Raw genomic sequence first — 26392 nt, forward strand, 5'->3', positions numbered from 1 at the left:
TCAGTAGCGGCCTTCCAGCACGCCCTGCTCGGCGGCCGGGAACAGATGGCCGACGGAACGGCGATATTCGCTCCGGGCCTGCGGCCATTGGGCAAAATCGGGCGCGACCGGCAGTTCCAGCACTTCGTTCATGTCCTGTCCGGCCTGTGCGGCACGGCGCAGCGCACCTTGCAACCAGGTCAGCCAGGCGCGGGTCTGGCGGATGGGCTGCGCATCGCGACTGACCTCTCCGTGTCCCGGCACCAATGCGGTGAAGCCGGGTTCGCGGGTGATGGCTTCCAGCGTATCGAGCGCGGCCAGCCAGCGCGTTACATCGGCGTGCGGCGTCGTCGGCGCCCGGCGGTTGAAGGCCAGATCGCCGGCAAACAGGACACCGCTGGTTTCGTCATAAACCGCCAGATCGGCCCCGGTGTGGCCATCCAGCGCGATCAGGCGCAAGCGGCGGCCGGCAATATCGCTCGTCCCGACGGCCAGTGTTTTGTTCGGCACCTGCACTTCGGTGTCTTTCATCCAGTCGCCGCTCAGGCGAAACAGGTTCTCGGCAAAGGCATTACCCTCCTCGGCGATGCCCTTGACGGTTGCCGGCAAGGCACCGATCGGCAGATCGGCAAAGGCCTGATTTCCCAAAAAATGGTCCGGATGATGATGGGTGTTGATCAGCATCACCGGCGATTTACCGGTTTGCGCCGTCATGCTTTGGCGCATCTGCCGGCCGTAACGCAAGGAGGGACCGCTGTCGATCACGATCAGGCCGGCCGGCGCGACGATGAAACCGGTGTTGACGATATTGCCGCCGTTTTCCATCGTGAAATCTTCGGTCCGCCCAATGAAGGCATACACGCCATCGGCCACCTTGCGGGCCTGCAGGGCGTAATCGAACTCGGCCGCCGGGAGCAAACCGGGCAACAGGCCGCTCAGGCCGGCCAGCAGGAAAGCGAGCCGGCGTTTCATGGCGCAATATTTCATGGCGCAATCCTTGCCCGGAAGGCGTTGCCGTTGTTATCCCGGCCGCTGGCTTCGACCGCACCGGCATTCTCCCCGGCCTGCAAGGTGAAGACCGGGTTCTCGCTGACCGGCTCGAAGGTTTGCAAACGCATCAGACGCTGACCGGCGGCATCGTGAAAATCGATCTCCTCGAGATGAAAGGCCGGCGTGCCGGCCACCAGCCCGGTGTCCATCGGATGTTCGATGCGCAGGCGCAGCCGACCGGCATTCGGCCCGGTAGACCATTGCCGGCCGCTGACCGCATTCAGGCGCTGCTGCCAGTCCTTGGCTGCCGCACTACCGGCTGGCGCGGTACATCCGCCGCCGACGGTATTCACCCAGGTGCCGCCCACATGCCAGATTCCGTCCGCCGTGCGGACGGCCGCCCGCACCGGGGTCGATTGCTGCAGCTTGACGCGAAAACCGAGGTAGGCCGAGGCGTGCTCGGGATAGAAACGCAACACCTGCACAATCGGGTTGAAGTCGGCGAAGACAAGCACCTCGACCACCTTGCCCAATTGCGTCGCATCGACCGTTACCGGCACCTGCAACGGATCTTCTGCCATCGACGGGGCAATCACCTTGACCCGCGGGTCGAACAACACAGGAGCGCCGGCCAGGAAGCTTTTTTCCATCTCGCCCCAGCGGGCCGAAGCCAGCGGATCGCCGGTTTCGCTGAGGGCAGCCGCATCGGCCGCCGGCATCAAGGCAGCCAAGGCAAGCGCCGCGATGGTCATCGGGAATTTCATGGTGTCTCTCTCCAATCGCCCTGTGGGCTGTTTGTCTGAAGAGAGTGCAAGCGCCGTGCCAAACCCGTGCAACCCCCGCCAAGGCCCGAGCCATCAAGGAATCGGGGTTTTACGTCGAAACCGCCGGTCGACCGCAACAAACGAACTGTGCAACTGTGGAACACCTGTATCCATTTGCAGCAGACCGACCTGCGACATGGCACACATTGCCCGGCCCCCGGGAATTCCCCGCCCGGCCGCATGGATGGCGGCCTTGCGGCCATCCCGCAAGGTGTGGCACAGGCCTTGCAGACGGCGCTACTCACCGGCGGCTGCTCCACGGCAATTGGCGCAGCCACCGTTTGGCTTTCCGCACCGGACCACGGCAAGGTTCTGTGCATGCGTGCGGAATTCATACTCACACAAGGAGACTATCAATGCACCGTCATTCCCTCCCCCAGCGTCACCGACTCGGTCTCGCGCTGGCTGTCGCCCTGGCCTTCGCCGGCAGCCCAGCCACCGCCACCGTCACCGATGCCGACATCCTCAACGATGCCAAGACCACCGGCGATGTCGTCAGCTTCGGCCTCGGCACCCAGGGCCAGCGTTTCAGCCCATCGACCCAGATCAATACCAAATCCGTCAAGGATCTGGTGCCGGCCTGGTCGATGTCCTTCGGCGGCGAAAAACAACGCGGCCAGGAATCGCAACCGGTCATCCACAACGGCAAGATGTTCGTCACCGCCTCGTATAGCCGCCTTTTTGCGGTCGACGCCAAATCGGGCAAGAAACTGTGGAAGTACGAACACCGCCTGCCGGACGGCATCATGCCCTGCTGCGATGTGATCAACCGCGGCGCCGCCCTGTACGGCAACCTGGTCTTTTTCGCCACGCTCGACGCTCAACTGGTCGCCCTCAACCAGGACACCGGCAAAGTGGTCTGGAAGGAAAAGCTGGGTGATTACGCCGCCGGCTACTCTGCCACTGCTGCCCCGATCATCGCCAAGGGCAAGCTGATCACCGGCGTTTCCGGCGGCGAATTCGGCGCTGTTGGCCGGATCGATGCACGCGACCCGATGACCGGCAAGCTGATCTGGACCCGTCCGACCGTCGAAGGTCACATGGGCTACCGTTACGAAAACGGCCAGGAAATCGAAAACGGCATTTCCGGCACGCTCAACGCCACCTGGGAAGGCGACCTGTGGAAGACCGGCGGTGCAGCGACCTGGAACGGCGCCACCTACGATCCGGAAACCAACCTGATCTTCGCCGGCACCGGCAACCCGGCCCCGTGGAACAGCCACCTGCGTCCGGGCGACAACCTGTTCTCGTCGTCCACCGTCGCCATCGACGCCGATACCGGCAAGATCAGCTGGCACTATCAGAACACCCCGCACGACGGCTGGGACTTTGACGGTGTGAACGAATTCGTTTCCTTCGACTACAAGGACCCGAAGACCGGCAAGGTGATCAAGGCGGGCGGCAAGGCTGACCGTAACGGCTTCTTCTTCGTCAACGACCGGACCAACGGCAAGCTGTTGAACGCTTTCCCCTTCGTCAAGAAGATCACCTGGGCCACCGGCTTCAACCTGGAAACCGGCCGTCCGAACTACATTGAAGAAGGCCGCCCCGGCGACCCGACGCAAGGTGTTGACGGCAAGAAGGGCAAGGTTGTCTTCTCGGCGCCGTCCTTCCTCGGCGGCAAGAACCAGCAGCAGATGGCCTACAGCCCGCAGACCGGCCTGTTCTACGTGCCGGCCAACGAGTGGTCGATGGATATCTGGAACGAGCCGGTTTCGTACAAGAAGGGCGCCGCCTACCTGGGCGCCGGCTTCACCATCAAGGCCATCCACGATGACCATATCGGCGTGCTGCGCGCAGTCGATCCGGCCACCGGCAAGATCGTCTGGGAAAACAAGAACTACGCCCCGCTCTGGGGTGGCGTGCTGACCACGGCTGGCGGCCTGATTTTCTACGGTACCCCGGAAGGCTTCCTGAAGGGTGTTGACGCCAAGACCGGCAAGGAGCTGTGGTCCTTCCAGACCGGCACCGGCATCGTTGCACCGCCGGTCAGCTGGGAACAGGATGGCGAGCAGATGATCGCCGTGACGACCGGCTGGGGCGGCGCTGTGCCGCTGTGGGGCGGCGACGTGGCCAAGCGCGTGAACTTCCTCGAACAGGGCGGTTCCGTCTGGGTCTTCAAGCTGCACAAGCGTTAAACGATTTCCACCAAGGGCGCTGCATCGCCCGCTCCAGACGGCGCACTGGCTTCGGCCAGCGCGCCGTTTTTTTGCCTGCTTTCCGGGTTGACCGCAAAAATTCACTACGGCTCCCGGCGTACGCGGGATTCGATGAAGGTCTGGATGGCCCAGGCCAGTTCCTGCTTGAGCACACCGTCCCACGGCGGCATGTGCGTTATGCCGACAATGACCTTCCCCTGACGCACGGTCTTGGCGAAATAGGCGTCGTTGTCGCGCAGGCAGGCAGCTTGCAATTCGGCATCGCCGATGCGCCGGCAATAGCGGTTGAGATTGCGCAGGTCGGGTGCCGGTGCGGCATTGGTACTGGCATCGGCCCCGTGGCAGCGGGCGCAGGCCTGGTTGTAGGCCTGCTGGCCGATGTCGATGGCGAGCGCATTGCCCCGGTAGGGATTGCCCTCCAGCCATGACGTACCGAGCACCGGCAAGCCGGCAGGTTCGACGCTCGGCGCCACGGCAACTTCGTTGGCGATGGCCGAACTGGAGAGCAGGAAGGCGAACAGGACAGCGAACAGCGGGGAGATCATTTTGCGCATGCAAATCACCAGTCGGTCGGGCAAGCCGTACAGCCCTCGAAATCGGCTTCATGGAATACCGCGAAGCGGCGATAGGTGCCGGAAAGATCGGCTTTACGGAAGTTGACCGTAAAAAACTTGCTTTCCTGCAGGTTGGCGTTAGTCAGTTTGGCGCCGGCCATCCAGGCGAAATTCACCTTGGCGGCTTCCAGATTGGCTGCGGTCAGATCGGCACCCGTGAAATCGGCGCGAAACAAGCGGGCGAATTCCAGATCGGCACCAATCAGTTTGGCGCCGCGAAAAGTCGCCGTCGGCGCGCTGACCTTGCCCAGGCGCGCCCCGGTCAGATCGGCCCCGTCGAGGTTGGCGCCCGCCAGGTTGGCCCCGCGCAGATCGGCACGGGCCAGTTGCGCACCGCTCAAGTCGGCACCGGCGAGATTCTTGCCCGCCAGATTGGCGTGGCGCAGGTCGGCCCCTGGGCAACGGGCATGCGGCCAGATGCCGCAACCGTTGATCACCAGCGGCTCAATCGGCTCGGCAGCGAATGTTGCGGTCGACAGGCTCAGCAGGGCAAAAAGCAAGGGAGAGAAACGCATCGTGATTCCGATCAACAGAAACACCGTCACCCCCGCAAATACGGGGATGACGGTTATTGCCGACTTAGTTCTTCAGCGACTTCGGCAGCTTGAATACCCACATCGAGCCGCCCTGCGTCACCTGCTTGGTCAGGTCGGCCATGTCGCCGCCCCACAAAGGCACAGCACCGCCGTAGCCGGACTGGATGCCGACATACTGCTCGCCGTCCATTTCCCAGGTGATCGGCACGGAAACCACGCCGGAGCCGGTCTGGAACTTCCACAGTTCCTTGCCGTTCTTGGCGTCGAAAGCCTTGACGTAGCCGTCCGACGTGCCGGTGAACAACAGGCCGCCGGCGGTGGTCATGGTGCCAGCCCAGAGCGGGAATTTCTCCTTGTGCTCCCAGGCGACCTTGCCGGTCTTCGGATCGATCGCACGCAGGATGCCGACATGGTCGTCGAACAGGCGCTTGATGCGGAAACCCTGGCCGAGATAGGCGGAACCGGCCTTGTAGGTCAGTTTTTCAGTCCAGTAATCCATCGCCCAGTGATTGGCCGGGATGTAGAACAGTTCGGTCTGCTGGCTGAAGCTCATCGGCATCCAGTTGGTGCCGCCCAGGAAAGGCGGCGAAACGTAGACTGAATCCCCCTTCTCGGCGCCTTCCTTGACCTTCGGCGGACGGTTGTCTTTCTCGATCGGCTTGCCGGTCTTCAGGTCGAAACCGGAGGCCCAGGTGATGCCATCGACAAACGGCCAGGCGCCGATCAGCGAGGTTGGCTTGTTCGGGTAGCCGGCACCGGACGACAGCTTCTCGCGGTCGGTGACGAAGAAGAAGCCGTTGCGGTCAGCGTGGGCGGAAGCCTTGACCTGCTTGCCGGTTTTCGGATCCTTGTATTCGAAGAGCACCACCGAGTTGTTGCCGGAGAAGTCCCAGGCATCGTTCGGCGTGTGCTGGAAGAAGCCTTTCAGCTCGCCAGTGTTGGCATCGACGTAAGCCTGGCCGGAGGTGAACAGGCTGTCCCAGTTGCGCGGATCGTCGCCTTCCTTGGTCCGGTGCCAGGTATTCCACGGTGCCGGGTTGCCGGTACCGATGACCACCATGTTCTTGTCCACGTCGTAGCTGGCCGTCTGCCACGGCGCACCGCCGCCGTGATTCCAGGCATCGACCTTCTTGCCATCCGGACCTTCCGGCCAGCTAGGCGCCTTGGCGTCGCCGGTCGGCGTGCTGTCCTTGCCATTCAAGCGGCCCATGTGACCTTCGACCATCGGCCGCGCCCAGACTTCTTCCCCCGTCTCGGGATCGCGGGCGAACAAATAGCCGACGACGCCGAATTCGTCACCCGAGGAACCATGCACCAGCAAGACCTTCCCGCTCTTCTCGTCCTTCACGACGAAAGGTGCGCCGGTCATCGTGTAGCCGACCTTGTGATCGCCGAACTTCTTGCGCCAGGCGACCTTGCCGGTGTCCTTGTCGAGCGCGACGATGGCCGCGTCGAGCGTACCGAAGTAAATCTTGTTGCCGTAGATCGCGGCGCCGCGGTTGACCACGTCGCAGCACGGACGGATGTCGTCGGGCAAGCGGGCTTCATATTCCCAGAGGCGTTTGCCGGTGCGCGCATCAATCGCAAAAATGCGCGAATACGACGCGGTGACGTAGATCACGCCGTCGTGCACCAGCGCCTGCGCTTCCTGACCGCGCTGCTTTTCGCCGCCGAAGGAGAAGCTCCAGGCCGGCACGAGGTGATCGACGTTCTTGGTATTGATCTTGGTCAACGGGCTGAACCGCTGCGCCTTCAGGCCAAGACCGTAAGACAGCACATCCTGCGTCGTCTTGTCGTCGTTGAGAATATCCTCCCAACTCACCGTCTTGGCCGCCATTGCCGGCGTACAGAAGGTGGCCGCAAGCAATGCGGCGAGAAGGGTCTGGCGGTGATTGAACCGGATTGATTTCATGTTTTCTTTCGTCTCCAGAAGGGTGTCCTTGCGTTCCCGAAGCTTCGGGCCGGCCTGAGTTGATGAGCAGGCGAGCCGAGTATCGGCCGTAGCGCAAAGCCATGTCTCGGGACAACGACACCGGCAATCCGGGAGTTTTTCCCGAGCTTTTCGGGAAGGCGGTACGAAACCTGCTCTATCGATGACAAGACAGATGAGGCAGGTAGCGCATGGATTTAAGAAAACGACTGGTTTGGGCACTCGGCATGCTGCTCGGCGGACTGGTGGCGATGACCATGCTGGTCAACCTGTATTCGTTACGGCAAGACGTCGAAGCCGAAATCCGCGCCTCCGAACAACTGCTTGCCGTGCTGCTGCAAGCCAGCCGGATTCCTGCACCGGCAAGGGATGAACTCACGGCCCTGCTGGAAAACGCAGCCCTGCGCCATCTGACCATTCAAGCGGCGGAGGACGCCAGCCCGCCAGCGGAGCAGCTCGGCTGGCTGAGTCGTTGGCTCGGGATCAGCAGCCCGGAAAATGCCGGGCAAACGATGAAAATCGGCGAACACACCCTGCGCATCACGAGCAATCCGGCCTCGGAAATCGATGAGCGATTTGATGACACTGTTCGACTTTGTATCACCCTGTTGTTCTTTTCTGGAGCAACTCTGCTCGTGGCATGGTGGTCGGCACACCGTGCCCTGGCACCGGTGCGCGAACTGGAAGCCGGCTTGCAACGGCTGGCCGGCGGTGAAGTCGATGCGGCGCTACCCGGCTTTGCGCTGCGGGAATTCACGCGGGTGGCCGAAGCCATCGACACGCTGGCCGGCGCGCTGGCCGACTCGCGCCATGCCCAGCATCAGCTCGCCCAATTGCTGATCACCGTGCAAGAAGAAGAAAGACAAAGCCTGGCAAGAGAATTGCACGACGAGATGGGGCAGACCCTGACCGCGATTGGCGTTACCGCCGCCTTCATCGAGCGCAATGCCAGCCAGCTTGATCCGGTACGCGTCGCCGAATGCGCCGCTGACCTGCGGCGAGATCTCCGTAACGGCAACATCCAACTGAAAAACATGCTTAAACAACTGCGACCACACGGCCTTGATGCCACCGAACTGACTTATGTCTTGCGCGAATTGGTCAGTAGCTGGCAACAACGGGCCGCCACCATCGATTTCCAGTTATCCATGCCGGCACAACTACCCGGCCTGAGCGAAAAAGTCTGTCTCATCGCTTATCGGGTGACCCAGGAAGCCCTGACCAATGTGGTACGCCACAGCGACGCCCGGAATTGCTGGATCAACGTCGACATCAACGATGAAGGCTTGCACCTGAACATAAGAGATAACGGCAAAGGCTTGCCGGATTCGGCACCACCGCGGATGGGCAGCGGCCTGCTCGGGATGACCGAACGACTGGAGATGATCGGCGGTCGCCTGAGCATCACCGGCGCGGCAGGTCAGGGCCTGCAAGTTGACGCCAGTTTGCCGCTTGAAAAAACAGAAAAAAAGGAGACACAACATGATTCGCATCATTCTGGTTGACGATCACGCCGTCGTCCGTAACGGCTATCGGCGCTTGCTCGATGCCGAGCCTGGCATGCAGGTGGTCGGCGAAGCGGCCAGTGCCGATGAGGCCAACGCCCTGGTGCTGCGCACGGTGGCCGACGTGGCGCTGGTCGACCTGAGCCTGCGCGGTAGCAGCGGGATTGAAGCCATCCGCGGCATGCTGGTCCGTCAGCCCATGCTGAAGATACTGGTGCTATCCATGCATGACGGCGCCGGACACGTCACCCAGGCCTTGCGCAGCGGTGCGCTTGGTTACCTGACCAAATACAGCGAACCCGACGAGGTGATCGACGGCATCCGGCGCATTGCCGCCGGCAAGCGCGTCTTTTCGCCGGAGATCGCCCAGGTGCTGGCCGAGGAAGCGATCGACGGCGACGGCGCATTGACCCACCTGACCCCGCGTGAGTTCGAAGTGCTGCGCATGCTGGCACATGGCGAGTCAGCCAACCGGATCGCCAATTCCATGCACCTCAGTCCGAAAACTGTCTTGAACTACCTGTCCCTGATTCGGCAAAAACTCGACGCCGACAACGATTTCAAACTGCTGCACCTGGCTGCCCGGCACGGACTGGTGGATATCCAGCACGCCCTCGGCACCTGAACAAGCCCCCAACGACCTCACCCCAACAGGAGAATACCCATGCTTCGCCATTCCCGTCTGATCGCTCTTTTGAGTTGCAGTCTGCTCAGCCCGCTCGCCCTGGCCGATGCAAAGACCGATACCAACATGCAGAAACTGGCCTCGACCAGCGGCTGCATGACCTGCCACAGCATCGAATCGGGCAAACCCGGCCCGGACGGCATGAAACCCATCGGCCCGGCCTGGCTCGATGTCGCCAAGCAATACAGCGGCAAACCCGGCGCCACCGAATTCCTCACCCGCGTCGTCCTTGAAGGCTCCAACCCGTACAGCAGCCACTGGAAAGGCAAGGTCAGCGGTCTGTCCATGCCACCCAACGCGGTCGCCATTACCGAAGGCAACGCCCGCTTGCTGGTGAACTGGATTTTGGCCATGAAATAGGCGTTGACCGCAATAACGGCAAGCAAACCGGCCCGCGTGGCCGGTTTTGTTTTTTCGGGTTTTCAGGTGCGGTGATGAAAACGGTGGAGTATTCTTGTTTGCAAGAAACACGGTCTTTTTTTCCACTTGGCATCGGTAACTCAGAGCAACAACAATGCAACTCAAACGACCTGGCGCGATGAGTGTCTACCAGCGATACGTAGGCAAGCTTTCGGCCATCGTCGTGACGCTGTGTTTCATTGTTGCGCTACTGGCTGCCTGGTCTTTGCAACGAAGCTTCGACAACCACCAGGAACGCGCCGAAACCGCCACGCAGAATGTCACCCTGCTGGTGGTGAACCAGATCGGCGGGATTTTTGACGAAGTCGACCGGGCACTATTGACCCTGGTTTCCGATTTTTCACATTGGGAAAAGCACAAACGGGCATCCAGGCATTACATGGATGAACAGATCAAATTTCATCTGGCACTGCACCCTGAGTTGGTATCCATCCGCATAGGGAATCAACACGGTGAAATCACCCACGGGTTTGACGGCGAAAAAGCACCGCCGGGAAGTGACATGACCGACCGGAGTTATTTTCAACAGCACTTGAACGACAAGAATGCCGGGCTGCTCATCAGTGAACCCTTGCAGGGAAAAATCAGTGGCAAGTGGGGCGTCATATTCTCCCGCCGTCTGTCCCACGCAGACGGCAGCTTCGCCGGCGTAATCATTGCCAACGTCAAACTTGATTACTTCATGGCACGCTTCCAAGCCGTCAAATTGGGGCAAAAAGGCTCTGTGGCACTCAGGGATGAGAAGCTCGGCATCATCGCGCGCCACCCCGATGTCGGTGGCAAGACGGCGATCAAATCAAACGTCATCTCTACCGACTTCCGGGCTGCGCTCGATGCCGGCCCATCGGGCGGCACCTACATCAGCAGAAGTACCTGCATTGACGGCACTTCCCGAGTCCACACCTACCAGCAGCACAAAAAATACCGTTTTTATGTCAATACCGGCATTGCCCGCGACGAGTTTCTGACCGACTGGTACACGGAAGTCAAAATCACGTTGCTGCTGGCCTCGATTTTCTGCATCAGCCTGATCGCCGTTGCCGTTGTGCTGGCCCGTGCTTATCGCCAAAACGATGCGGCGACCACCGAACTGAGAGACAGCGAACATCGCTTCCGCTCACTCTACGAGTCGATGTCGGAGGGCTTGGCCATCCATGAAATGGTCTTCGACAACCAGGAACGGGCTGTCGACTACCGCATCCTGGAAGTCAATCCGATGTTCGAGTCGCTGACCGGACTGGCCCGGCACCGGGTGGTCGGGCGCTTGGCCAGTGAGGTCTATGGCATGCAACCACCGCCATTTCTGGATATCTACGCCCGCGTTGCGCTGAGTGAAAATGCAGACCACTTTGACCAATGGTTTGAGCCTATGGGGAAGGCATTTTCAATCTCCGTTTTCTGTCATGCGAAAAACCGTTTTGCTACAGTCTTCGAGGACATCACATCACGGATGCACGCAGCGCAGGAACAAAAAAGACTCTCCCGTGCCTTGCGTCTGCTGAGCCAGTGTAATTTCGCTCTGGTCCGGGTTGAGGATGAGAAAAAACTGTTCGAGGATATTTGTCGCCTGCTGGTCGAAACGGGCGGCTATGTTTTCGCCTGGGTGGGCATTGCCGAAAACGATGCAGAAAAGCGCGTGCGGCCGGAAACGTATTACGGATGCGAAACAGGCTATCTGGACGACATCCACATTTCCTGGGACGCATCACGGGAAGCCGGGCGCGGCCCCAGCGGTACAGCGATCCGGACAGGCAAGGCGCAGGTTAATTCAGACATTCTGAATAATCCCGCCATGCTGCCGTGGCGTGATTCAGCAATTCGACACGGCTATCGCGCCAGCATCGCCCTGCCGTTGCTGGTCGATGGACGATGCTTTGGCGCCGTGATGATTTATTCCAGCGATGCCAACGCCTTCGCCAACGAAGAAGTCACGCTGCTCGAAGAACTGGCGACCAATGTGTCTTTCGGCATTCAGTCGCTGCGTAATCGCGTGCGGCGAGAATCCGCCGAAGCGGCCAATGTAGCCAAAAGCGCATTCCTGGCAAACATGAGCCATGAAATCAGGACACCACTCAACGCCATTTCGGGTATGGCATTCCTGATTCGCCGTTTGGGTGTCTCGGATGAAGTAACTGACAAACTGAACAAGATAGAAACAGCGAATCGTCATCTGCTCGAAATCATCAATGACATTCTTGAGTTGTCGAAAATCGAGGCGGGAAAATTGATCCTGGAGGAGCGGGAAGTAAAAATCGAGGCTGTGGTCGCCGACGTAATCTCCATGGTGCAAAACCGAGCCGCCGAGAAACAGCTTGAACTAAAGACCGAAATCGAACCCTCCGCCCTGCGTCTGCTGGGCGATCCAACCCGACTGCACCAGGTGCTGCTGAACTATGCCGGCAACGCGATCAAGTTCACCGAACATGGGCGGGTAACCATCCGCACCCATACGCAGGATATTGGCCAGCAAAAAACCCTGGTGCGCTTCGAGGTCGAAGACACCGGGATTGGAATTCACGCGGAAGCAATCGCCAGATTGTTTACGCCCTTTGAGCAGGCAGACAATTCGACCACGAGAAAATACGGCGGCACCGGGCTTGGCCTTGCCATCGCAAAGAAGCTGGCCAACTTGATGGGCGGCGATATCGGCGTGGAAAGCCTGCCCAACCAGGGCAGCAAGTTCTGGTTCACGGCCGTGCTGAAGCAGGCATCGGTCACTGCCCCGGCTCATGTTGCGCAGTTTGTGGAAACCGACGCCTCGGCAGCACTGCTGGTCAAATCCTATGCCGGACGCAAACTCCTTCTGGTCGAGGACGACCCGGTGAACCAGGAAATCGGCCGGGAACTCCTGGAGGAAGTCGGACTGCAAGTGGATGTCGCCAACAACGGTCTGGAGGCACTGGAAATGCTCAACAGCAAAATTTACGACCTGGTGCTGATGGACATGCAGATGCCTGAAATGGGCGGCCTGGAAGCGACAAGAAGGATACGCGCCGAATTGAAGCAGCCTGACTTGCCGATTATCGCCATGACCGCCAACGCTTTCGCTGAAGACCGGACGCAATGCATGGCGGCGGGAATGAACGACTTCATGGCCAAACCGGTGATTCCCGAGAAGTTGTTTGCCCTTGTTGCCAAGTGGTTAAAGCCTTGAAGAGCTTTACAAACGAGGCGCTAGCAGCACAAAAACTCAGCGCGAATACGCCGCTTGATCGCCATGCACCTGATGAAGCACAGCCTCACACACAGCTGATTCCACTGGCAGCATTTCAGCCAATAAGGTTTCCGGAGCAATATCTTGTTCGTTAGGCCAAGTTATCGCACCAAACTGAATCCCCACCCGATTGAAATAATGCACATCCCGCAGTTCACGAAAAACGCCGCGATCTAAATAGGGGCTCAAGTCGAAGACCCCTTTGCGCCCATCTTCGATTTCGAAATAAACCCGGAAATTCGGCAGCGCTTTGACGGTTTTTACATCCCAGTACATGGCAAGCTCACAACGGTTCGATCTTATAGGGGGTTTCGCCAAGAACTGCGAGTTCCCAGTCTGCCACCAGTTCGTCGCGATGAAGTTCTATCCAAGCCTGCACCAATCTTAATTGTTTGCGGGGCAATTCACCCGCAAGAATTTCACCGTCTCCGAGACAAATGGACGCCTCGAATTCCGCATATTTGGCATGGATATGGGGCAAGTTATGATGCTGATTGTCGATCAAGTACAGGCGGATGATTATGCCGTAGAACATTGAAATGATTGGCACGTTCGCACTCCACGATCTCAGTAAGGCTGCCAGTTTAAATGTACTGGTACACCTTGCGCAAAAATAGTTCCCGGCGACCAAGAAAAAACAATTCAGCGAGGATTGGTTTTTTCCTGGTCGTCCGGTCGACAGCCTTCCCCCCGCCGGCCCCATTCGCTGCATGACCGTCACGGAAAAACAATTCGCCGGTATTCGCCTCCTGGTCGGCATGCCACTTTTTCAGGAAAAAAGGTTGCGGCGAACCAGATGTTGCTGTTCTGACTCAAAATTTAATTAAAAAAATTCCCACCCAGCTACGCGGGGCGGGAATTTTGGGTCGGTCAATTGTAGCTTTCCGGGGTGAGAAGGACTCAACCCGCCATACCAGCAGTCGTAAAAACGCAGTTCCGCCCGGCTCTCTTGGCGCTGTACAGCGCGCTATCGGCTTGTTCGACGATATTGCGATCAACACCCTGTGCGGGGCAAAATTCAACCACCCCGGCGCTGAAGCTTACCTGGAAGACCGACTCACGGGCATGCTGGTGAAGGGCGGCGAAACGGGTGCGTAAGTCGTCCAGGACACGTACGGCATCGGCCAGCGCCGTGTCGGGCAAAACGACCAGAAACTCTTCGCCACCGTAGCGGCCGATGATGTCCACCACGCGCAGTCGCTCGCGCAGCAGGCGGGCCAGGCTGACAATCACGTTGTCTCCGACGACATGTCCCCAGCGGTCGTTGACCATCTTGAAATGATCGATATCGATCAGCCCGACCGACAGCGGGCTGCCGCGCCGGGTCGCGCGATCAATCTCATGGTCGAGTTGTTCGAGCAGGCGGGCGTGATTGAGCAGACCGGTCAGGCTGTCCTTCAACATCAGCGCGCGTAGCGACTGGTAGTGCTTGGCCCGGATGGTCACTGCCTTGATCAGGTTGTCGGGTTCCACCGGTTTGGTCAGGAAGTTGTCGCCCCCCTGCCCCAGCGCGAGCAGTTGCTTGGCCGGATCGCGTTCTGCCGACAAGAAAATGACCGGCACGCCGAGATAGCTGCGATGTTGCTGGATCACCTGAGCCAACTCGATGCCGTTGACCTCCGGCATGTAAATGTCCATCAGGATAAGGTCCGGGCAGAAACGATCCAGCGCCGAAAGCAGTGCCATGGGCTGGGTCAGCACCTCGGTAATCATGCCTGCGCCGGTGAGCGTGCTGGCATAGAGTCGGGCCAGCGAGGGGGCATCTTCGACAATCAAGACCCGGTACGGCGCGCGCCGCTCCAGCCCAAGCACGTGGTCCACCGTATCCAGCAGATCAGTGACCTTGAACGGTTTGCGAAAAAAGGCATGGCCGCCAGCCCGGATCGCCGCCAACCGGCTCTCCAGACTGTCGTGTGCGCTGATGAAAATGACGGGTGTCGAGTTCCCCGGCGCCAGGTAACTCTGTTCGACGACTTGCAGCCCCTTCTGGTTTTCAGGACGCAGCATGTCCATGACCACCAAGTCAGGGGTGTGAGTCGCGAGGTAGGCGCGAAAATCCTGGGCCGATGCCAGATGGTCAACCGCAAAGCCGAAATGGGCGATTTCGGCGGCAAGGAACTGGGCAAAGTCGGCATCGCTGTCGACGATCGCGATGCGGCGTGCCAGTGGGTCAGCGCCGCTAGCCATCGGCACGCCTGGCACCAGCGGCTTGTCCGGCTGCGGACGGGCCAGCATGGCACCCAGGGCGTTCAGATGCTGATACAGGGCGTGTTGCCGAGCGCTGTCGTTATGCCCGAAATTTTCCAGCATCGAGCCAACATTGTCCTCAACGAGGGTAGCCACTTCGGCCAGCGCCAGATAACCATGTGCGGCCCCCAGACTACTCAGTTCGTGGGCGATCGTCTTGATGCGCAACAGACTGGCTTGGGTACCCCGCTCATGGCCTTGCCACAAGGTCTGCAATTCCTTGAGGCGGGCCGGCAGTTCCTGTGCGAAGTCGGTGATCAACATATTTTTATCCGGTGAAATCATCGGGCGCCTGGTGCGCAATCCATCGTGAATCGGGGGCAGTCAACCAGAATACGATTCAAGGCCTGTCGGGCCGCGTCAAAATCGTAAGCTTCAATGGCCGAATCCATGACATCCAGCACGGCGACATCCGGCACATTCAGCAAGGAACGCAGTCCCTGCCAGACGCCAACCGCAGCAACGTCGTCTTCGGCAAGCAGACGCTGCAGATAGTTCAACGTCTGCTGCACCGACGCGACGGCCGGCGGACCGACGACCTCGCTCACCGTGCCACGCGCCATTTCCAGAGGCAGCACAATGCGCACCAGGCACCCCTGGCCGGGTTGGCTGCTGAGCGTCAATTGACCGGACATCAACTCGACCAAACAGCGGGAAATGGCCAAACCCAGGCCACAGCCGCCAAATTTCCGGGTCGAAGAATTGTCGCCCTGCTCGAAGAGATTGAAAATGCGCTGCTGTTGCTCGGTCGAGATGCCGGCCCCCTGATCCTCGATCTCGAAAACCACCAGCATGCCGTGCCCGCTATCGCCACGCTTGCGGCAGCGCAGCGTGATGCAACCGCGCTCGGAAAATTTTTCGGCATTGTCGAGTACATGATTGAGCACTTGGGCAATGCGCAAAGGGTCGCCATGTAATCCCAGCGGCAAGGCCGGGTCGATTTCACGGACCAGCAGCAGATCCTTTTTCTGCAGCTTCGGCTGAATCCGCCGCTCACAGGTTTCCAGCATGGAGAGCAGGTTGAAATCCTGGGCATCGACCTGATAACGCCGGGCATCCAGATAGGCCGCCTCAAGCATGCTGTTGACCACGTTGAGCAGTCGTTGACCGGAGGTATCGATGTGTGTGACGTAGGGCAGCAGCGCTGCATCCTGCAACTTGCGTCCCAGCAGATTGGCCATGCCCAGGATGCCGTTGAGCGGCGTGCGCAACTCGTGGCTCATGTTGGCGAGAAAATCACTCTTGGCCTCGTTCGCTTTTTCGGCCCGGCTCAGGGCATCGCGCAGTGCCGCGGTGCGCTCCTCTACCTGCTGAGCCAGGGTGTTGCGGGCATTCAGGCATTCTCCCTTGGCTTCTTCCAGCTCCAGGGTTCGGCGGACCCGTGCCCGGACCACGTCGCGATTGATCGGCTTGTGGATGAAGTCGATGGCGCCACCGGCCAGCGCCCGGCTCTCGCTTTCGGCATCGGTACGGGCCGTCACGAAAATAACCGGAATCTCGCGGGTTTTGGGATCGTGCTTGAGCAGATCGCAGACTTCATAGCCGTCCATGCCCGGCATCATCACGTCGAGCAGGATCAGGTCGGGGGGGCTCTCCTGGACCATCGCCAGGCATTCCGGTCCGGACAGGCTGAAGCGCAATTCACAGAAATCCTGCAGGCAGGCGGCCAGCAGTTCGATATTGTCGGCAACGTCGTCGACGATGAGCAGGTTGGGACGCAGGGATGTCAGCATGTTCAGTTGGCCTCCAGGTCGGGGCAAAACCGGGTTCGGAATTCGGCCAGGGCCGCTTCGGCTTCCCGAAAACGTAGCTGTCGCGTGGCATGGCTGACGTTCTGGAAGGCATCCATCCTACCGGATTCCGCCAACTGACTTTCAATGTCGTGCAGCAGGGCACGGGCCGCCAGTTTGTTGCCGGCCAGTTGAATGGCCAATTCGGCAAGTTCGGGCGCCAGCCGGGCCTGTTGTGCCGGCGCCAGCGGAATGGCCGGCGTGGCGGGCTGTACGAGCGTGGGCTGGAGGGCATTGGGCGCTGCGCCGGACAGGCTTTCCCGCGATTCGGGCAATGTTGCGGTCGACCCGCTGTATTCGGCAAAAACCAGGGTGATGTGGAAGCAACTCCCCTCGCCCGGTACGCTATCCACCGTGATCGTTCCCCCCTGCAAGTCGACCAGGTTCTTGACGATGGAGAGGCCCAGCCCGGTGCCGCCAAAACGCCGGCTGATCGAGCTGTCGGCTTGGACGAAGGCAGAAAATAGCTGCGCGATTGCCGCCGGTTCCAGACCAATCCCGGTATCGCACACCGAGAAACGCAGCGGCAGCCCCGCTGCCGTTACTGGCAGCGCGCTGACGGCGAGGCTGATCCGGCCGGCACTGGTGAATTTGATCGCGTTGCTGATCAGGTTCATCAATATCTGCTCAAGCCGCAAGGCATCACCGACTACATTGGCCGGCAAATCGGGGGCCAGGCTGATACTCCAGGCCAAGCCCTTTTCCTGGCAGGGCAGTTCAAACAGGCTGGCGACGTTGCGGATGGGCTCAAGCAGCGGGAAGGCGGTCGTCTCGATGGGCATTTGACCGGCCTCGATCTTGGAGTAATCCAGCACATCATTGAGGATGCGCAACAAGGTCCGGGCGGCGCGGCGTACTTTCTGCAGATAATCCTTCTGGACCGGATTGAGGTCGGTCTCCAGCACCACCTGGGTCATGCCGATGATGGCATTCATCGGCGTGCGGATTTCATGGCTCATCGTGGCGACAAACTCGCTTTTGGCGCGGCTGGCGATTTCAGCGCTTTCACGGGCAGCTTGCAATGAGCTTTCGAGCGTCCGCTGGGCAGTGATATCACGATTGATGCCTATCATCATGCTCGGGCGGCCATCGCGCCCCGGCTCCAGAACGTAAGCCGCCTGGATGTGACGGATATCGCCGGCGCGGCCAAGCACCCGGAACTCATCGGTTTGTACACCTGGATTGACTTGAGCCCAGGCCAGGCGGGCCTCGGAGGCAACGATGTCATCCGGGTGAACGCGGCTGCGCCAGAGGGCATAGTCGAGATCGGCATCGGCCAGGTCCGGCGGTGCGTCGTACCAGCGGCGCACGCGTTCGTCCCAGAGCAAACTGTTGTCCTGCAAATTCAAGGACCAGATGCCGATATCGGCCGCTTCCACCGCCAGTTCCAGGCGATGCAACAGCGCCAGGTTGCTTTGCTCCAGTTGCTTGCGCTCGGAAATATCGTTGAGGGCGACGATCACGAAAGGCTCGCCATCGAAGTGCAGCGTACTCAGGCTGATTTCGACCGGCAAGGTCCTGCCATTCAAGGCTCTGGCCTCGATATCACGACGAGCGCTCATCCGGCCATTGGCCGGTGTAGCGTGATAGCCGGCACGCAATTGGGCGTGAGTTGCGGCCATGGGAATAGGTACCAACTCCTCGACCAAGCGGCCGACCAGGCTGTCCTCACCGGACCCAAGCAAGGTTTCGGCATGCTTGTTGTTCATCACGATGCTGCCATCTTCGCTGACCAACAACATGGCAACCGGCGTACCCAGCAGGATTTCCCGGGTCCGCGCCTCGCTTTCGTACAACTCGGCAGTACGCTCGGCGACCCGGGTTTCCAGCATCTGGTTGTTCTGCCGCAGCGCCTCGGCAGCGGCTTGCCGGCGCTGGAACTCACGCAATGCAATATGGCCGAGCAGCAAAATCACGCCATTGGCCAGCAAACCGAAAACCAGGGTGGTGATCGTATGGCCTTGCCAGGAAACCAGCGTGGCCTGGCGATCCAGGCGACCGATGACGTGAACCGGATAGCGCGCCGAGCGGAGCTGGCGGATGGTCTTGTCAGCTTCGTCGGGCAACGACCATCTGTTAGTCAGACAATCCGGCAGGATGGCCGAACACACCAGCGCATGGCCCGAATCGAGCAAGACCTTGATGTCATGAGTCGGCGACGGTGCCAGAAATATGGCTTCGTGAAATCGATCCGGGGCAATACCGGCAGAAGCCACACCGACCAATTCTCCAACGCGGTTGCGGATAGCCCGACTGACCGGGATGAACGGCTGTTGCGTTGTCCGACCGTTTTGCGCATTGCCGATGAACAGCAGACTGGCATCCGGTACATCCAGGTGAGCGAGGAAATGCGGGCGATCCTGCAAGTCGATTTGTGGCGCGGGGAAGGCCAGGCTATGCAGCACCAAAGAACCATCCGGTGCAATCAGAGAAAGCCAGTTAAGCGAAGGGGTAATGCCATGGCGTCGAACCAGCAGCCGATGCACTTCGAGATCGTCGATGCGCAGCGGCTGACCATGAAAATGCACGGCCTCGGCGATACCGGAGAGCGTCCGGTCTACCTTGTCCAGTTGCGATTCCGTCCGCCGCAAGGCACCTTCCACGGCTTGCTGCAACGCCTGCTCGGCACTGCTGAGCGTTTCGTGATGACTGCGACGCAGATCGGCGACCAGCAGCAGGTCGGCCAGCAGGCAGAGCAAGCCAAGCAAGAGCATGGCCTGATGGCGTTTCAAGAAGGAAGGCACGCGGAGTCATCCTTGATAATGGATAACGAGCATACAGGCGCCCGCCAACCAAAGGCAAGCCGACAGCAAGCGACTGCTCCATTGCTGAACACCTGTTGAGCCGTTGATCACGCGACTGCCCGCGAGAGACAACAACGAACCCGGCATACAAAACCCAAGCCTTTGAAAATTAGTCGTTTTATCCGGTTGACCGCAGAATTGGCATGGCTGGCACACGGCATGCACATAAGACGGCACGAGTCACGGCAGGTCGTCATCACGAAACAACCGAATCTGCCGGCCTTGAGTTACCCCGTTCGCAACTTCGTTCAAGAATACTGGAGACAAATATGATTTATGCAGCTCCCGGCGCCGCTGGCGCAAAGATCGCCTACAAGGCTCAGTACAACAACTTCATCGGTGGCCAGTGGGTCGCCCCGGTCAAGGGTGAATATTTCGACGTGGTCACCCCGACGACCGGCAAGGTTTACACCAAGGCCGCCCGTTCCACCGCCGAAGACATCGAGCTGGCCCTCGACGCCGCTCACGCTGCTGCTGATGCCTGGGGCAAGACCAGTGTCGCCGAACGTTCCAACCTGCTGCTGAAGATTGCCGACCGCCTGGAAGCCAATCTGGAAACCCTGGCCTACGCCGAAACCGTCGATAACGGCAAGGCCATCCGCGAAACGCTGAACGCCGACATCCCGCTGACCATCGACCACTTCCGTTACTTCGCCGGTTGCCTGCGCTCGCAGGAAGGCGCCCTGTCCGACATCGACGAAAACACCGTCGCTTACCACTACCACGAGCCGCTCGGCGTCGTCGGCCAGATCATCCCCTGGAACTTCCCGATTCTGATGGCGGCCTGGAAACTGGCCCCGGCCATTGGTGCTGGTAACTGCGTGGTCCTGAAGCCGGCCGAATCGACCCCGATCTCCATCCTGATCCTGGCCGAACTGATCGCCGACCTGCTGCCGCCGGGCGTCCTGAACATCGTCAATGGTTTCGGTCGCGAAGCCGGCATGCCGCTCGCCACCAGCAAGCGCATCGCCAAGATCGCCTTCACCGGCTCGACCTCCACCGGCCGCGTCATCGCTCAAGCCGCTGCCAACAACCTGATCCCGGCCACGCTGGAACTGGGTGGCAAGTCGCCGAACATCTTCTTCGCCGACGTGATGGACAAGGATGATGGCTTCCTCGACAAGGCCATCGAAGGCATGGTGCTGTTCGCCTTCAACCAGGGTGAAGTGTGTACCTGCCCGAGCCGCGCGCTGATCCAGGAATCGATCTACGACAAGTTCATGGAACGCGTGCTGGCCCGCGTTGCCGCCATCAAGCAGGGCAACCCGCTCGACACCGACTGCATGATGGGTGCCCAGGCATCGCAAGAGCAGATGACCAAGATCATGTCCTACCTCGACGTGGGCAAGCAGGAAGGCGCTGAATGCCTGATCGGCGGCGCCCGTGCCATCCTCGAAGGCGACCTGGCCGGCGGCTACTACATCCAGCCGACCCTGTTCAAGGGCCACAACAAGATGCGCATCTTCCAGGAAGAAATCTTCGGACCGGTTCTGGCCGTGACCACCTTCAAGGACGAAGCCGAAGCCCTGGCCATCGCCAACGACACCCTGTACGGCCTCGGCGCCGGCGTCTGGAGCCGCAACGGCAACGTCGCCTACCGCATGGGTCGCGCCATCAAGGCCGGCCGCGTATGGACCAATTGCTACCACGCCTACCCGGCACACGCAGCATTCGGCGGTTACAAGGAATCCGGCATCGGTCGCGAAACCCACAAGGTCATGCTGGACCACTATCAACAGACGAAGAACCTGCTTGTTTCCTACAGCGAAAACAAGCTGGGCTTCTTCTAAACCGCGTATCTCCTCCACTGGCCCAGTTTGCGGGCAACTCTTAGGGGGCGGGCAACCGCCCCCCTTTTTTAGGAGAAAACCATGGTCGACCGCGTTATTGCCACCCCGGCTACGCTGGAACTGATCGCGCTCCTGAAACAGCGCTACGGCCCCGCCCTGCTCTTCCACCAATCCGGTGGTTGCTGCGACAACAGCGCAGCCAATTGCTACCTGCCCACCGACCTGACCATTGGCCCCTACGACGTGCATCTGGGTGATATCGGCGATGTGCCTTTCTATATCAGCGCCTCGCAATACGAATACTGGAAGCACACGCAATTGATCATCGATGTGATCGATGGCCAGGGCGGTACTTTTTCACTCGAAGGCAATACCGGCAAGGCTTTCCACACCCGTTCGCGACTGTTCACCGACAGCGAATGGCGCGAACTGCAGGCCGCCGGACTCGTCTGACATTGCAAGGAATCATCATGAAACAATTCACCAAACTGATGTTGCCGCTGCTGGCGGCTGGACTATTGATCAACGCCGCGCCGGTCAGCGCGAGCGAAGCCATCGTCAAGAAGGCCCGCTGCGTGGCCTGCCATGCCGTCGATAGCAAGCGCGTCGGCCCGGCTTACAAAGAAGTTGCCGCCAAGTACAAGGGCGACAGCAAAGCGCCCGCGCAACTGTTCGAGAAGGTTCGTCACGGCGGTTCGGGTAACTGGGGCAATGTACCGATGCTGCCGCACCCGGCCGACAAGATCAGCGATGACGACCTGAAGGCCGCCGTCGCCTGGATTCTCTCGCTGGAATAAGCCCCCCCCCAAGGCTGGCTTTGCTGCATCACGCAAGCCAGCCTTTCCTTCAGGGCTGATTTACTTGCCACCTACCGGCGTCAGACGCAGCAACTTGCCATCTGGCGCATCGGTCAGCAGGTAGAGCAAACCATCCGGCCCCTGCCGGACATCCCGGATACGCCCCTGTTGCCCGACCAGCAAACGCTCTTCATGCCGTATGCGCTCGCCGTCGAGCTCCAGCCGAACCAGCATCTGGAACTTGAGCGCCCCGACGAACAGATTGCCGCGCCAGGCCGGAAAACGATCGGCCGTATAGAAGGCCATACCGGACGGTGCGATTGATGGCGTCCACTGATGCAGCGGCTGTTCCAGACCGGCCTGCTGAGTACCGACACCAATTTTCGTCCCAAAACCGTAGTTGACCCCATAAGTAATGGTCGGCCAGCCATAGTTGCGCCCGGCCCGCACCACGTTGATCTCGTCGCCCCCCTGCGGGCCATGTTCATGCGTCCATAGCTCGCCGCTCGCCGGATGCAGGGCCGCCCCCTGCACGCTGCGATGGCCCAGGCTGAAAATCTCCGGCCGCACACCGGGCTTGCCTTGCCAGGGATTGTCCTGCGGCACGCGACCGTCGTCATGCAGGCGCACCAGTTTGCCGGCCAGATCATCCGGTTTCTGGGCGCGGGCCATCTCGCCGCGATCCCCTTGGGTGATGTAGAGAAAGCCCGCCCGATCAAACACCAGACGGGAGCCGAAATGGACGCCGCCATTCGATTTCGGCTGTTGCCGATAAATGACCTGCAGGCCCTCCAGACGATTGCCAGCACGATCCGACACCCAGCGCCCGCGTGCCACTTCCGTCCCCACGCCACCTGCCCCGGCGGCCGAATAACTCAGATAGACCCAGCCATTTGCGGCAAACTCCGGATGCAAAACCACATCAAGCAAACCACCCTGACCAACAGCCGCCACGGCAGGGACACCACTTACCGGCTGCGGATCAAGCGTACCGTCAGCGGCCAGCAGGCGCAGGCGTCCAGCCCGTTCAGTCACCAGGTAACGGCCGTCCGGCAAAAATGCCAGGCTCCACGGATGCACCAGGCCGCCAGCCACCTGCTCAACGCGAAAACTCGCTTTTTCACTGCCTATGGGTAGCGGCGCAGCCTGTGCTGCGACACAGGACAAGCTCAGACAGCAGACAAACAAATGATGGAACGCTCGATTGATCATCTCGGCCTCACTTAATTGTGCGGGAGGGATCATTATCGGCGGGCAAGCCGGAGCATTTCAAAAATATTGTGGAGCACCGGGTGCTCCACAAAACAACAGGTGTTCAATTATTGATCACGCCGACCAGGCAACATTCGCCTCAATGTCCCGTCACGCAAAAAAACATGTTTCAGCGCACCGAGCAGATGCAATGCGATCAAGCCGGCTCCGCCCCAGACGACAATCAGATGCAATTGTTTGAACAGGGCGTTCAACGACTCATCGGCCGGAAACAATTTCGGTAACTCGATACCGAAAAATTTGACTGCATAAGGCGTGAAAGCCGAAGCCAGATAACCGGCCAGCGGTGCCAACAGCAGGAAAACATACAAGCCGCCGTGCACGCGTTTGGCCAGAAAAGCCTCCCGGCCCTGGCCTATGGCCGGCGGTGCCGGATGACGCGCACGCCAGGCGAGGCGCAGGCCGACCAGCAACAAGGCGAGCAAGCCCAGCGACTTGTGCAGCCCGTAGGCGGCGCTGCGCTCCGCCCCCTTCGGCAGGTCGGTCATCGTCCAGCCCAGCCAGAGCAACCAGACGATCAGGATGGCCTGCCCCCAGTGCAAGGCCATCGCCGTCAGCGTATAGCGTGGCTGGCTCATTGAATGCCAACCCCCCAGGGCAATTCACCCACTGCGATATCACGCAGCTTCTGCAAGCTTGCCGTATCGATCACCGAAACGCTGCCTGACCGGCCATTGGCGACGTAAAGCTTGCCGCCATCCGGCGTCAATGCCATGTTCCAGGGGCGTTTGCCGACCGGAATCGTCGCAATCACCGCATTACTGCCCACGTCGATGGCCATCACCGAGGCGTCACGCCCGTTCGACACGAAGACCCGCTTGCCATCCGGATGCACGGCAATCCCGTTTGGATACTGACCGGCCGGAATCTCGGCAATCGTCCGGCGCTGGGCAACGTCAATGACGTAGACCTTGCCGGCCAATTCACTGGCCACGTAGGCGCGGCTACCATCAGGCAGGAAACCGATCCCGCGTGGCCGCAGACCGACTGGAATGCTGGCGACCTGGCGTTGCGCCGTGACATCGATCACGTCAACCTGTTCGGCTTCCTCTGCACTGACATACAACCAGCGGCCGTCCGGACTGAATACGGCATGTTCCGGATTACGCCCGCTGACCTTGATGCGTGCCAGCGCCTGAGTCGCCGGCAGACTCAGCAACAGGATGCTGTTGTCGTCTTCGACGGCCACGGCCAGCAACTTGCCATCACGGGAAATACTCACCCCCTCCGGCGAATCGCCGACCGGCACCGAACGCGCCAGCTTACCCGTCGCCTTGTCTACCACCAGCAGACTGCCCGTTTTGCCATCCGTCAGATAAAGACGGGTTTCATCCAGCGCGATGCCGCGCGGTCGCTGACCGACCGGGAAGTCGCCACGACGCTGGTCGGTCGCCGTATCGATGACGCTGATACTGGCGCTCTTTTCATTCGGGACGTAAGCCAGTGGCCCTGCGATGACCGTGCCGGCAAACAGCAGGGGCAAGAGGGAGAGCATTTTCAGTCGCATGATGGCCTCAAGCAGACGTGTGAGTTACACCGTACTGGCGGAAGATCGCAGCAATGCTGCCATCCCGTTTCAGCTCGGCGACAATGCTGGCGATGGCCGTTGCCAGCGCCTGTTCCTCGGCCTTGACGGCCATACCCACCGGCCAGCTATCCACCTGCAACTCGGCAAAACGCACGGCATCCAGCGGGAAGCGGCTTTTGTCCTGCACCGCCGATTCAAGCTCGGCACGCGGCGCCAGAATGGCCGAAATGCTGCCTTGCGCAAGGGCCTTGCCAGCATCGGTCACACTGGTGAAATGCACGACGTTTTCACGCAAACGCCCGTTCAGCACGCCGAGCAAAAACGAGTCGGCCAGCGACGCAGTCTCAACGCCGATTTTTTCCCGGGTAAAGACTTCAAGAGCCACGGCGGCCGAACCCGACACGGCCGGCACACGCTCCGGATTACGAGCCAGCGCCAGCGTCTCGCGGTGATAAGCACCGAAAATGCGTACCTTGTCATTGGCGCGGGCCAAAACTTCATCGACCGGCACATGCAGCATCAGGTCAGCCGGTTGGGTCCCGAGGTAATGCCCCTTCCAGACCATGTTGCGCAGATCGTCATTCATGTCCTCGTCGGCATTGAAGCCGACGATTTCAGCCGTCACCCCCAGACGGCTGGCAATGGCCCGCCCGATATCGGCATCAATCCCCTTGCCGCCCGGCAGCGAATAAGGCGGAAAATCGTTGTAGACCGCAACACGCAAGCGACCGCGCTGACGAATGAGATCCAGCGTCTCGGCCCAGGCCGGTAGAGCAAAACCGATGGGCAAGGCGGCCAGCGCCTTGAGCCAGCGACGACGATCATTCTTCATGGACGGTCTCCAGCCAGGCCCGGATGGCCCACATGGCTTCCTGGCTCAGCGTTCCTTCGAACGGCGGCATGTAAACACGACCATCGCGCACAGCGCCTTTCCGGATACGCTGCATGAAGATTTCGTCGCCTTCGTCGCCTTTGGGCAAATAGCGTAGATCCGGGGCAATGCCGCCGGAAACCGCCCCGAGACCATGACAGCGCGCACAGTTCTGATTGAAGGCCGAATCGCCGATCCGGATTGCCGTCTTGTCCTGGCGGTAAGGATTGGCTGCCTGCCAGTCGTTACCAAGATTTTTCAGACCGGTAATATCCACCGCCTGCGGTACGACATCACCGTGCGCGATGGCATGCGGCACAGGCAGTGCGAAAGCCAGCGCGGCAAACAGCGCGGCAAGAGGATTGATTGAATGCTTCACAGAGGGCTCCTTTGGTTATTGTGACTGACTGCTTGTAAGCGGACTCGTCTGCAATCCC

The 26392-nt window shown here is 60.2% G+C and carries 23 protein-coding genes; 8 read left to right on the forward strand and 15 right to left on the reverse strand.

Going from position 1 to position 26392, the window contains the following annotated elements:
• On the reverse strand, positions 1 to 966 hold the full coding sequence (locus RCI20_RS06475) for a quinoprotein relay system zinc metallohydrolase 1 (RefSeq protein WP_306603757.1): 966 nt from the start codon (positions 964 to 966) through the stop codon (positions 1 to 3).
• Entirely contained in the window at positions 963 to 1733 is a 771-nt protein-coding gene (locus tag RCI20_RS06480) for a quinoprotein dehydrogenase-associated SoxYZ-like carrier (RefSeq protein WP_306603758.1), read from the reverse strand. The genes RCI20_RS06475 and RCI20_RS06480 overlap by 4 nt, the downstream gene beginning before the upstream one ends.
• A 416-nt stretch (positions 1734 to 2149) precedes the next feature.
• Between RCI20_RS06480 and RCI20_RS06485 the strand changes: the two genes are divergently transcribed.
• Positions 2150 to 3931 carry a PQQ-dependent methanol/ethanol family dehydrogenase gene (locus tag RCI20_RS06485; RefSeq protein ID WP_306603759.1) on the forward strand — a complete coding sequence of 594 codons (1782 nt, stop codon included), beginning with the start codon at positions 2150 to 2152 and terminating at the stop codon, positions 3929 to 3931.
• A gap of 104 nt (positions 3932 to 4035) precedes the next feature.
• Here RCI20_RS06485 and RCI20_RS06490 read toward each other — a convergent pair whose 3' ends face one another.
• The 3 genes from RCI20_RS06490 to RCI20_RS06500 form a co-directional block, all read right to left on the reverse strand.
• Positions 4036 to 4506, reverse strand: a complete 471-nt coding sequence (locus RCI20_RS06490; RefSeq protein ID WP_306603760.1) for a c-type cytochrome — start codon at positions 4504 to 4506, stop codon at positions 4036 to 4038.
• 5 nt (positions 4507 to 4511) lie between these two features.
• Positions 4512 to 5081, reverse strand: a complete 570-nt coding sequence (locus tag RCI20_RS06495) for a pentapeptide repeat-containing protein (RefSeq protein WP_306603761.1) — start codon at positions 5079 to 5081, stop codon at positions 4512 to 4514.
• A gap of 64 nt (positions 5082 to 5145) precedes the next feature.
• A complete protein-coding gene (locus RCI20_RS06500) occupies positions 5146 to 7014 on the reverse strand; it encodes a methanol/ethanol family PQQ-dependent dehydrogenase (RefSeq protein WP_306603762.1) in 1869 nt (622 codons plus the stop codon).
• A gap of 209 nt (positions 7015 to 7223) precedes the next feature.
• Between RCI20_RS06500 and RCI20_RS06505 the strand changes: the two genes are divergently transcribed.
• The 4 genes from RCI20_RS06505 (at position 7224) to RCI20_RS06520 (ending at position 12796) form a co-directional block, all read left to right on the forward strand.
• Complete coding sequence (locus RCI20_RS06505; RefSeq protein ID WP_306603763.1) at positions 7224 to 8537, forward strand: sensor histidine kinase; 1314 nt, start codon at positions 7224 to 7226, stop codon at positions 8535 to 8537.
• Positions 8515 to 9162, forward strand: a complete 648-nt coding sequence (locus tag RCI20_RS06510) for a response regulator transcription factor (protein ID WP_306603764.1) — start codon at positions 8515 to 8517, stop codon at positions 9160 to 9162. The genes RCI20_RS06505 and RCI20_RS06510 overlap by 23 nt, the downstream gene beginning before the upstream one ends.
• Before the next feature lie 39 nt (positions 9163 to 9201).
• Entirely contained in the window at positions 9202 to 9582 is a 381-nt protein-coding gene (locus RCI20_RS06515) for a c-type cytochrome (protein ID WP_306603765.1), read from the forward strand.
• 154 nt (positions 9583 to 9736) lie between these two features.
• Positions 9737 to 12796, forward strand: a complete 3060-nt coding sequence (locus RCI20_RS06520) for an ATP-binding protein (protein ID WP_306603766.1) — start codon at positions 9737 to 9739, stop codon at positions 12794 to 12796.
• A 36-nt stretch (positions 12797 to 12832) separates the two neighbouring features.
• On the opposite strand, the gene RCI20_RS06525 is transcribed toward RCI20_RS06520, so the two are convergent.
• The 5 genes from RCI20_RS06525 to RCI20_RS06545 form a co-directional block, all read right to left on the reverse strand.
• Complete coding sequence (locus RCI20_RS06525; protein WP_306603767.1) at positions 12833 to 13132, reverse strand: DUF2442 domain-containing protein; 300 nt, start codon at positions 13130 to 13132, stop codon at positions 12833 to 12835.
• Between the two features lie 7 nt (positions 13133 to 13139).
• The gene (locus RCI20_RS06530; protein ID WP_306603768.1) at positions 13140 to 13406 is read right to left on the reverse strand and encodes a DUF4160 domain-containing protein; all 267 of its coding nucleotides are present in this window, start codon (positions 13404 to 13406) and stop codon (positions 13140 to 13142) included.
• Positions 13407 to 13756: 350 nt separating this feature from the next.
• Positions 13757 to 15367, reverse strand: a complete 1611-nt coding sequence (locus tag RCI20_RS06535; RefSeq protein ID WP_306603769.1) for a response regulator — start codon at positions 15365 to 15367, stop codon at positions 13757 to 13759.
• A gap of 17 nt (positions 15368 to 15384) precedes the next feature.
• Positions 15385 to 16836 carry a hybrid sensor histidine kinase/response regulator gene (locus RCI20_RS06540; protein ID WP_306603770.1) on the reverse strand — a complete coding sequence of 484 codons (1452 nt, stop codon included), beginning with the start codon at positions 16834 to 16836 and terminating at the stop codon, positions 15385 to 15387.
• A gap of 2 nt (positions 16837 to 16838) precedes the next feature.
• Positions 16839 to 19637 carry an ATP-binding protein gene (locus tag RCI20_RS06545; RefSeq protein ID WP_306603771.1) on the reverse strand — a complete coding sequence of 933 codons (2799 nt, stop codon included), beginning with the start codon at positions 19635 to 19637 and terminating at the stop codon, positions 16839 to 16841.
• 329 nt (positions 19638 to 19966) lie between these two features.
• Here RCI20_RS06545 and RCI20_RS06550 point away from each other — a divergent pair, with 329 nt between their 5' ends.
• From RCI20_RS06550 to RCI20_RS06560, 3 genes are all read left to right on the forward strand, one after another.
• Entirely contained in the window at positions 19967 to 21487 is a 1521-nt protein-coding gene (locus RCI20_RS06550; protein ID WP_306603772.1) for an aldehyde dehydrogenase family protein, read from the forward strand.
• 81 nt (positions 21488 to 21568) lie between these two features.
• Entirely contained in the window at positions 21569 to 21940 is a 372-nt protein-coding gene (locus RCI20_RS06555; protein ID WP_306603773.1) for a DUF779 domain-containing protein, read from the forward strand.
• Positions 21941 to 21957: 17 nt separating this feature from the next.
• The gene (locus tag RCI20_RS06560; RefSeq protein WP_306603774.1) at positions 21958 to 22284 is read left to right on the forward strand and encodes a c-type cytochrome; all 327 of its coding nucleotides are present in this window, start codon (positions 21958 to 21960) and stop codon (positions 22282 to 22284) included.
• A gap of 60 nt (positions 22285 to 22344) precedes the next feature.
• On the opposite strand, the gene RCI20_RS06565 is transcribed toward RCI20_RS06560, so the two are convergent.
• The 5 genes from RCI20_RS06565 to pedF form a co-directional block, all read right to left on the reverse strand.
• A complete protein-coding gene (locus tag RCI20_RS06565) occupies positions 22345 to 23496 on the reverse strand; it encodes a PQQ-dependent sugar dehydrogenase (RefSeq protein ID WP_306603775.1) in 1152 nt (383 codons plus the stop codon).
• 107 nt (positions 23497 to 23603) lie between these two features.
• On the reverse strand, positions 23604 to 24134 hold the full coding sequence (locus RCI20_RS06570) for a cytochrome b (RefSeq protein WP_306603776.1): 531 nt from the start codon (positions 24132 to 24134) through the stop codon (positions 23604 to 23606).
• A complete protein-coding gene (locus RCI20_RS06575) occupies positions 24131 to 25063 on the reverse strand; it encodes a beta-propeller fold lactonase family protein (protein ID WP_306603777.1) in 933 nt (310 codons plus the stop codon). The genes RCI20_RS06570 and RCI20_RS06575 overlap by 4 nt, the downstream gene beginning before the upstream one ends.
• 7 nt (positions 25064 to 25070) lie before the next feature.
• Positions 25071 to 25916: an ABC transporter substrate-binding protein gene (locus tag RCI20_RS06580; protein WP_306603778.1), complete on the reverse strand. Its 846-nt coding sequence runs from the start codon at positions 25914 to 25916 to the stop codon at positions 25071 to 25073.
• Positions 25906 to 26334: a cytochrome c-550 PedF gene (gene pedF, locus RCI20_RS06585; protein WP_373691485.1), complete on the reverse strand. Its 429-nt coding sequence runs from the start codon at positions 26332 to 26334 to the stop codon at positions 25906 to 25908. The genes RCI20_RS06580 and pedF overlap by 11 nt, the downstream gene beginning before the upstream one ends.
• Positions 26335 to 26392 lie beyond the last annotated feature (58 nt).

The organism is Azonexus sp., from assembly GCF_030824335.1.
Taxonomy (GTDB): Bacteria; Pseudomonadota; Gammaproteobacteria; order Burkholderiales; family Rhodocyclaceae; genus Azonexus.

Bases quoted from the DNA above. Each gene is read 5' to 3' on its own strand.
- RCI20_RS06475 (WP_306603757.1), bottom strand. From the start codon at position 966: ATGAAATATTGCGCCATGAAACGCCGGCTCGCTTTCCTGCTGGCCGGC.
- RCI20_RS06555 (WP_306603773.1), top strand. From the start codon at position 21,569: ATGGTCGACCGCGTTATTGCCACCCCGGCTACGCTGGAACTGATCGCG.
- RCI20_RS06535 (WP_306603769.1), bottom strand. From the start codon at position 15,367: ATGTTGATCACCGACTTCGCACAGGAACTGCCGGCCCGCCTCAAGGAA.
- RCI20_RS06485 (WP_306603759.1), top strand. From the start codon at position 2,150: ATGCACCGTCATTCCCTCCCCCAGCGTCACCGACTCGGTCTCGCGCTG.
- RCI20_RS06565 (WP_306603775.1), bottom strand. From the start codon at position 23,496: ATGATCAATCGAGCGTTCCATCATTTGTTTGTCTGCTGTCTGAGCTTG.
- RCI20_RS06495 (WP_306603761.1), bottom strand. From the start codon at position 5,081: ATGCGTTTCTCTCCCTTGCTTTTTGCCCTGCTGAGCCTGTCGACCGCA.
- RCI20_RS06525 (WP_306603767.1), bottom strand. From the start codon at position 13,132: ATGTACTGGGATGTAAAAACCGTCAAAGCGCTGCCGAATTTCCGGGTT.
- RCI20_RS06510 (WP_306603764.1), top strand. From the start codon at position 8,515: ATGATTCGCATCATTCTGGTTGACGATCACGCCGTCGTCCGTAACGGC.
- RCI20_RS06520 (WP_306603766.1), top strand. From the start codon at position 9,737: ATGCAACTCAAACGACCTGGCGCGATGAGTGTCTACCAGCGATACGTA.
- RCI20_RS06480 (WP_306603758.1), bottom strand. From the start codon at position 1,733: ATGAAATTCCCGATGACCATCGCGGCGCTTGCCTTGGCTGCCTTGATG.
- RCI20_RS06560 (WP_306603774.1), top strand. From the start codon at position 21,958: ATGAAACAATTCACCAAACTGATGTTGCCGCTGCTGGCGGCTGGACTA.
- RCI20_RS06540 (WP_306603770.1), bottom strand. From the start codon at position 16,836: ATGCTGACATCCCTGCGTCCCAACCTGCTCATCGTCGACGACGTTGCC.
- RCI20_RS06550 (WP_306603772.1), top strand. From the start codon at position 19,967: ATGATTTATGCAGCTCCCGGCGCCGCTGGCGCAAAGATCGCCTACAAG.
- RCI20_RS06515 (WP_306603765.1), top strand. From the start codon at position 9,202: ATGCTTCGCCATTCCCGTCTGATCGCTCTTTTGAGTTGCAGTCTGCTC.
- RCI20_RS06500 (WP_306603762.1), bottom strand. From the start codon at position 7,014: ATGAAATCAATCCGGTTCAATCACCGCCAGACCCTTCTCGCCGCATTG.
- RCI20_RS06490 (WP_306603760.1), bottom strand. From the start codon at position 4,506: ATGCGCAAAATGATCTCCCCGCTGTTCGCTGTCCTGTTCGCCTTCCTG.
- RCI20_RS06505 (WP_306603763.1), top strand. From the start codon at position 7,224: ATGGATTTAAGAAAACGACTGGTTTGGGCACTCGGCATGCTGCTCGGC.
- RCI20_RS06570 (WP_306603776.1), bottom strand. From the start codon at position 24,134: ATGAGCCAGCCACGCTATACGCTGACGGCGATGGCCTTGCACTGGGGG.
- RCI20_RS06575 (WP_306603777.1), bottom strand. From the start codon at position 25,063: ATGCGACTGAAAATGCTCTCCCTCTTGCCCCTGCTGTTTGCCGGCACG.
- RCI20_RS06580 (WP_306603778.1), bottom strand. From the start codon at position 25,916: ATGAAGAATGATCGTCGTCGCTGGCTCAAGGCGCTGGCCGCCTTGCCC.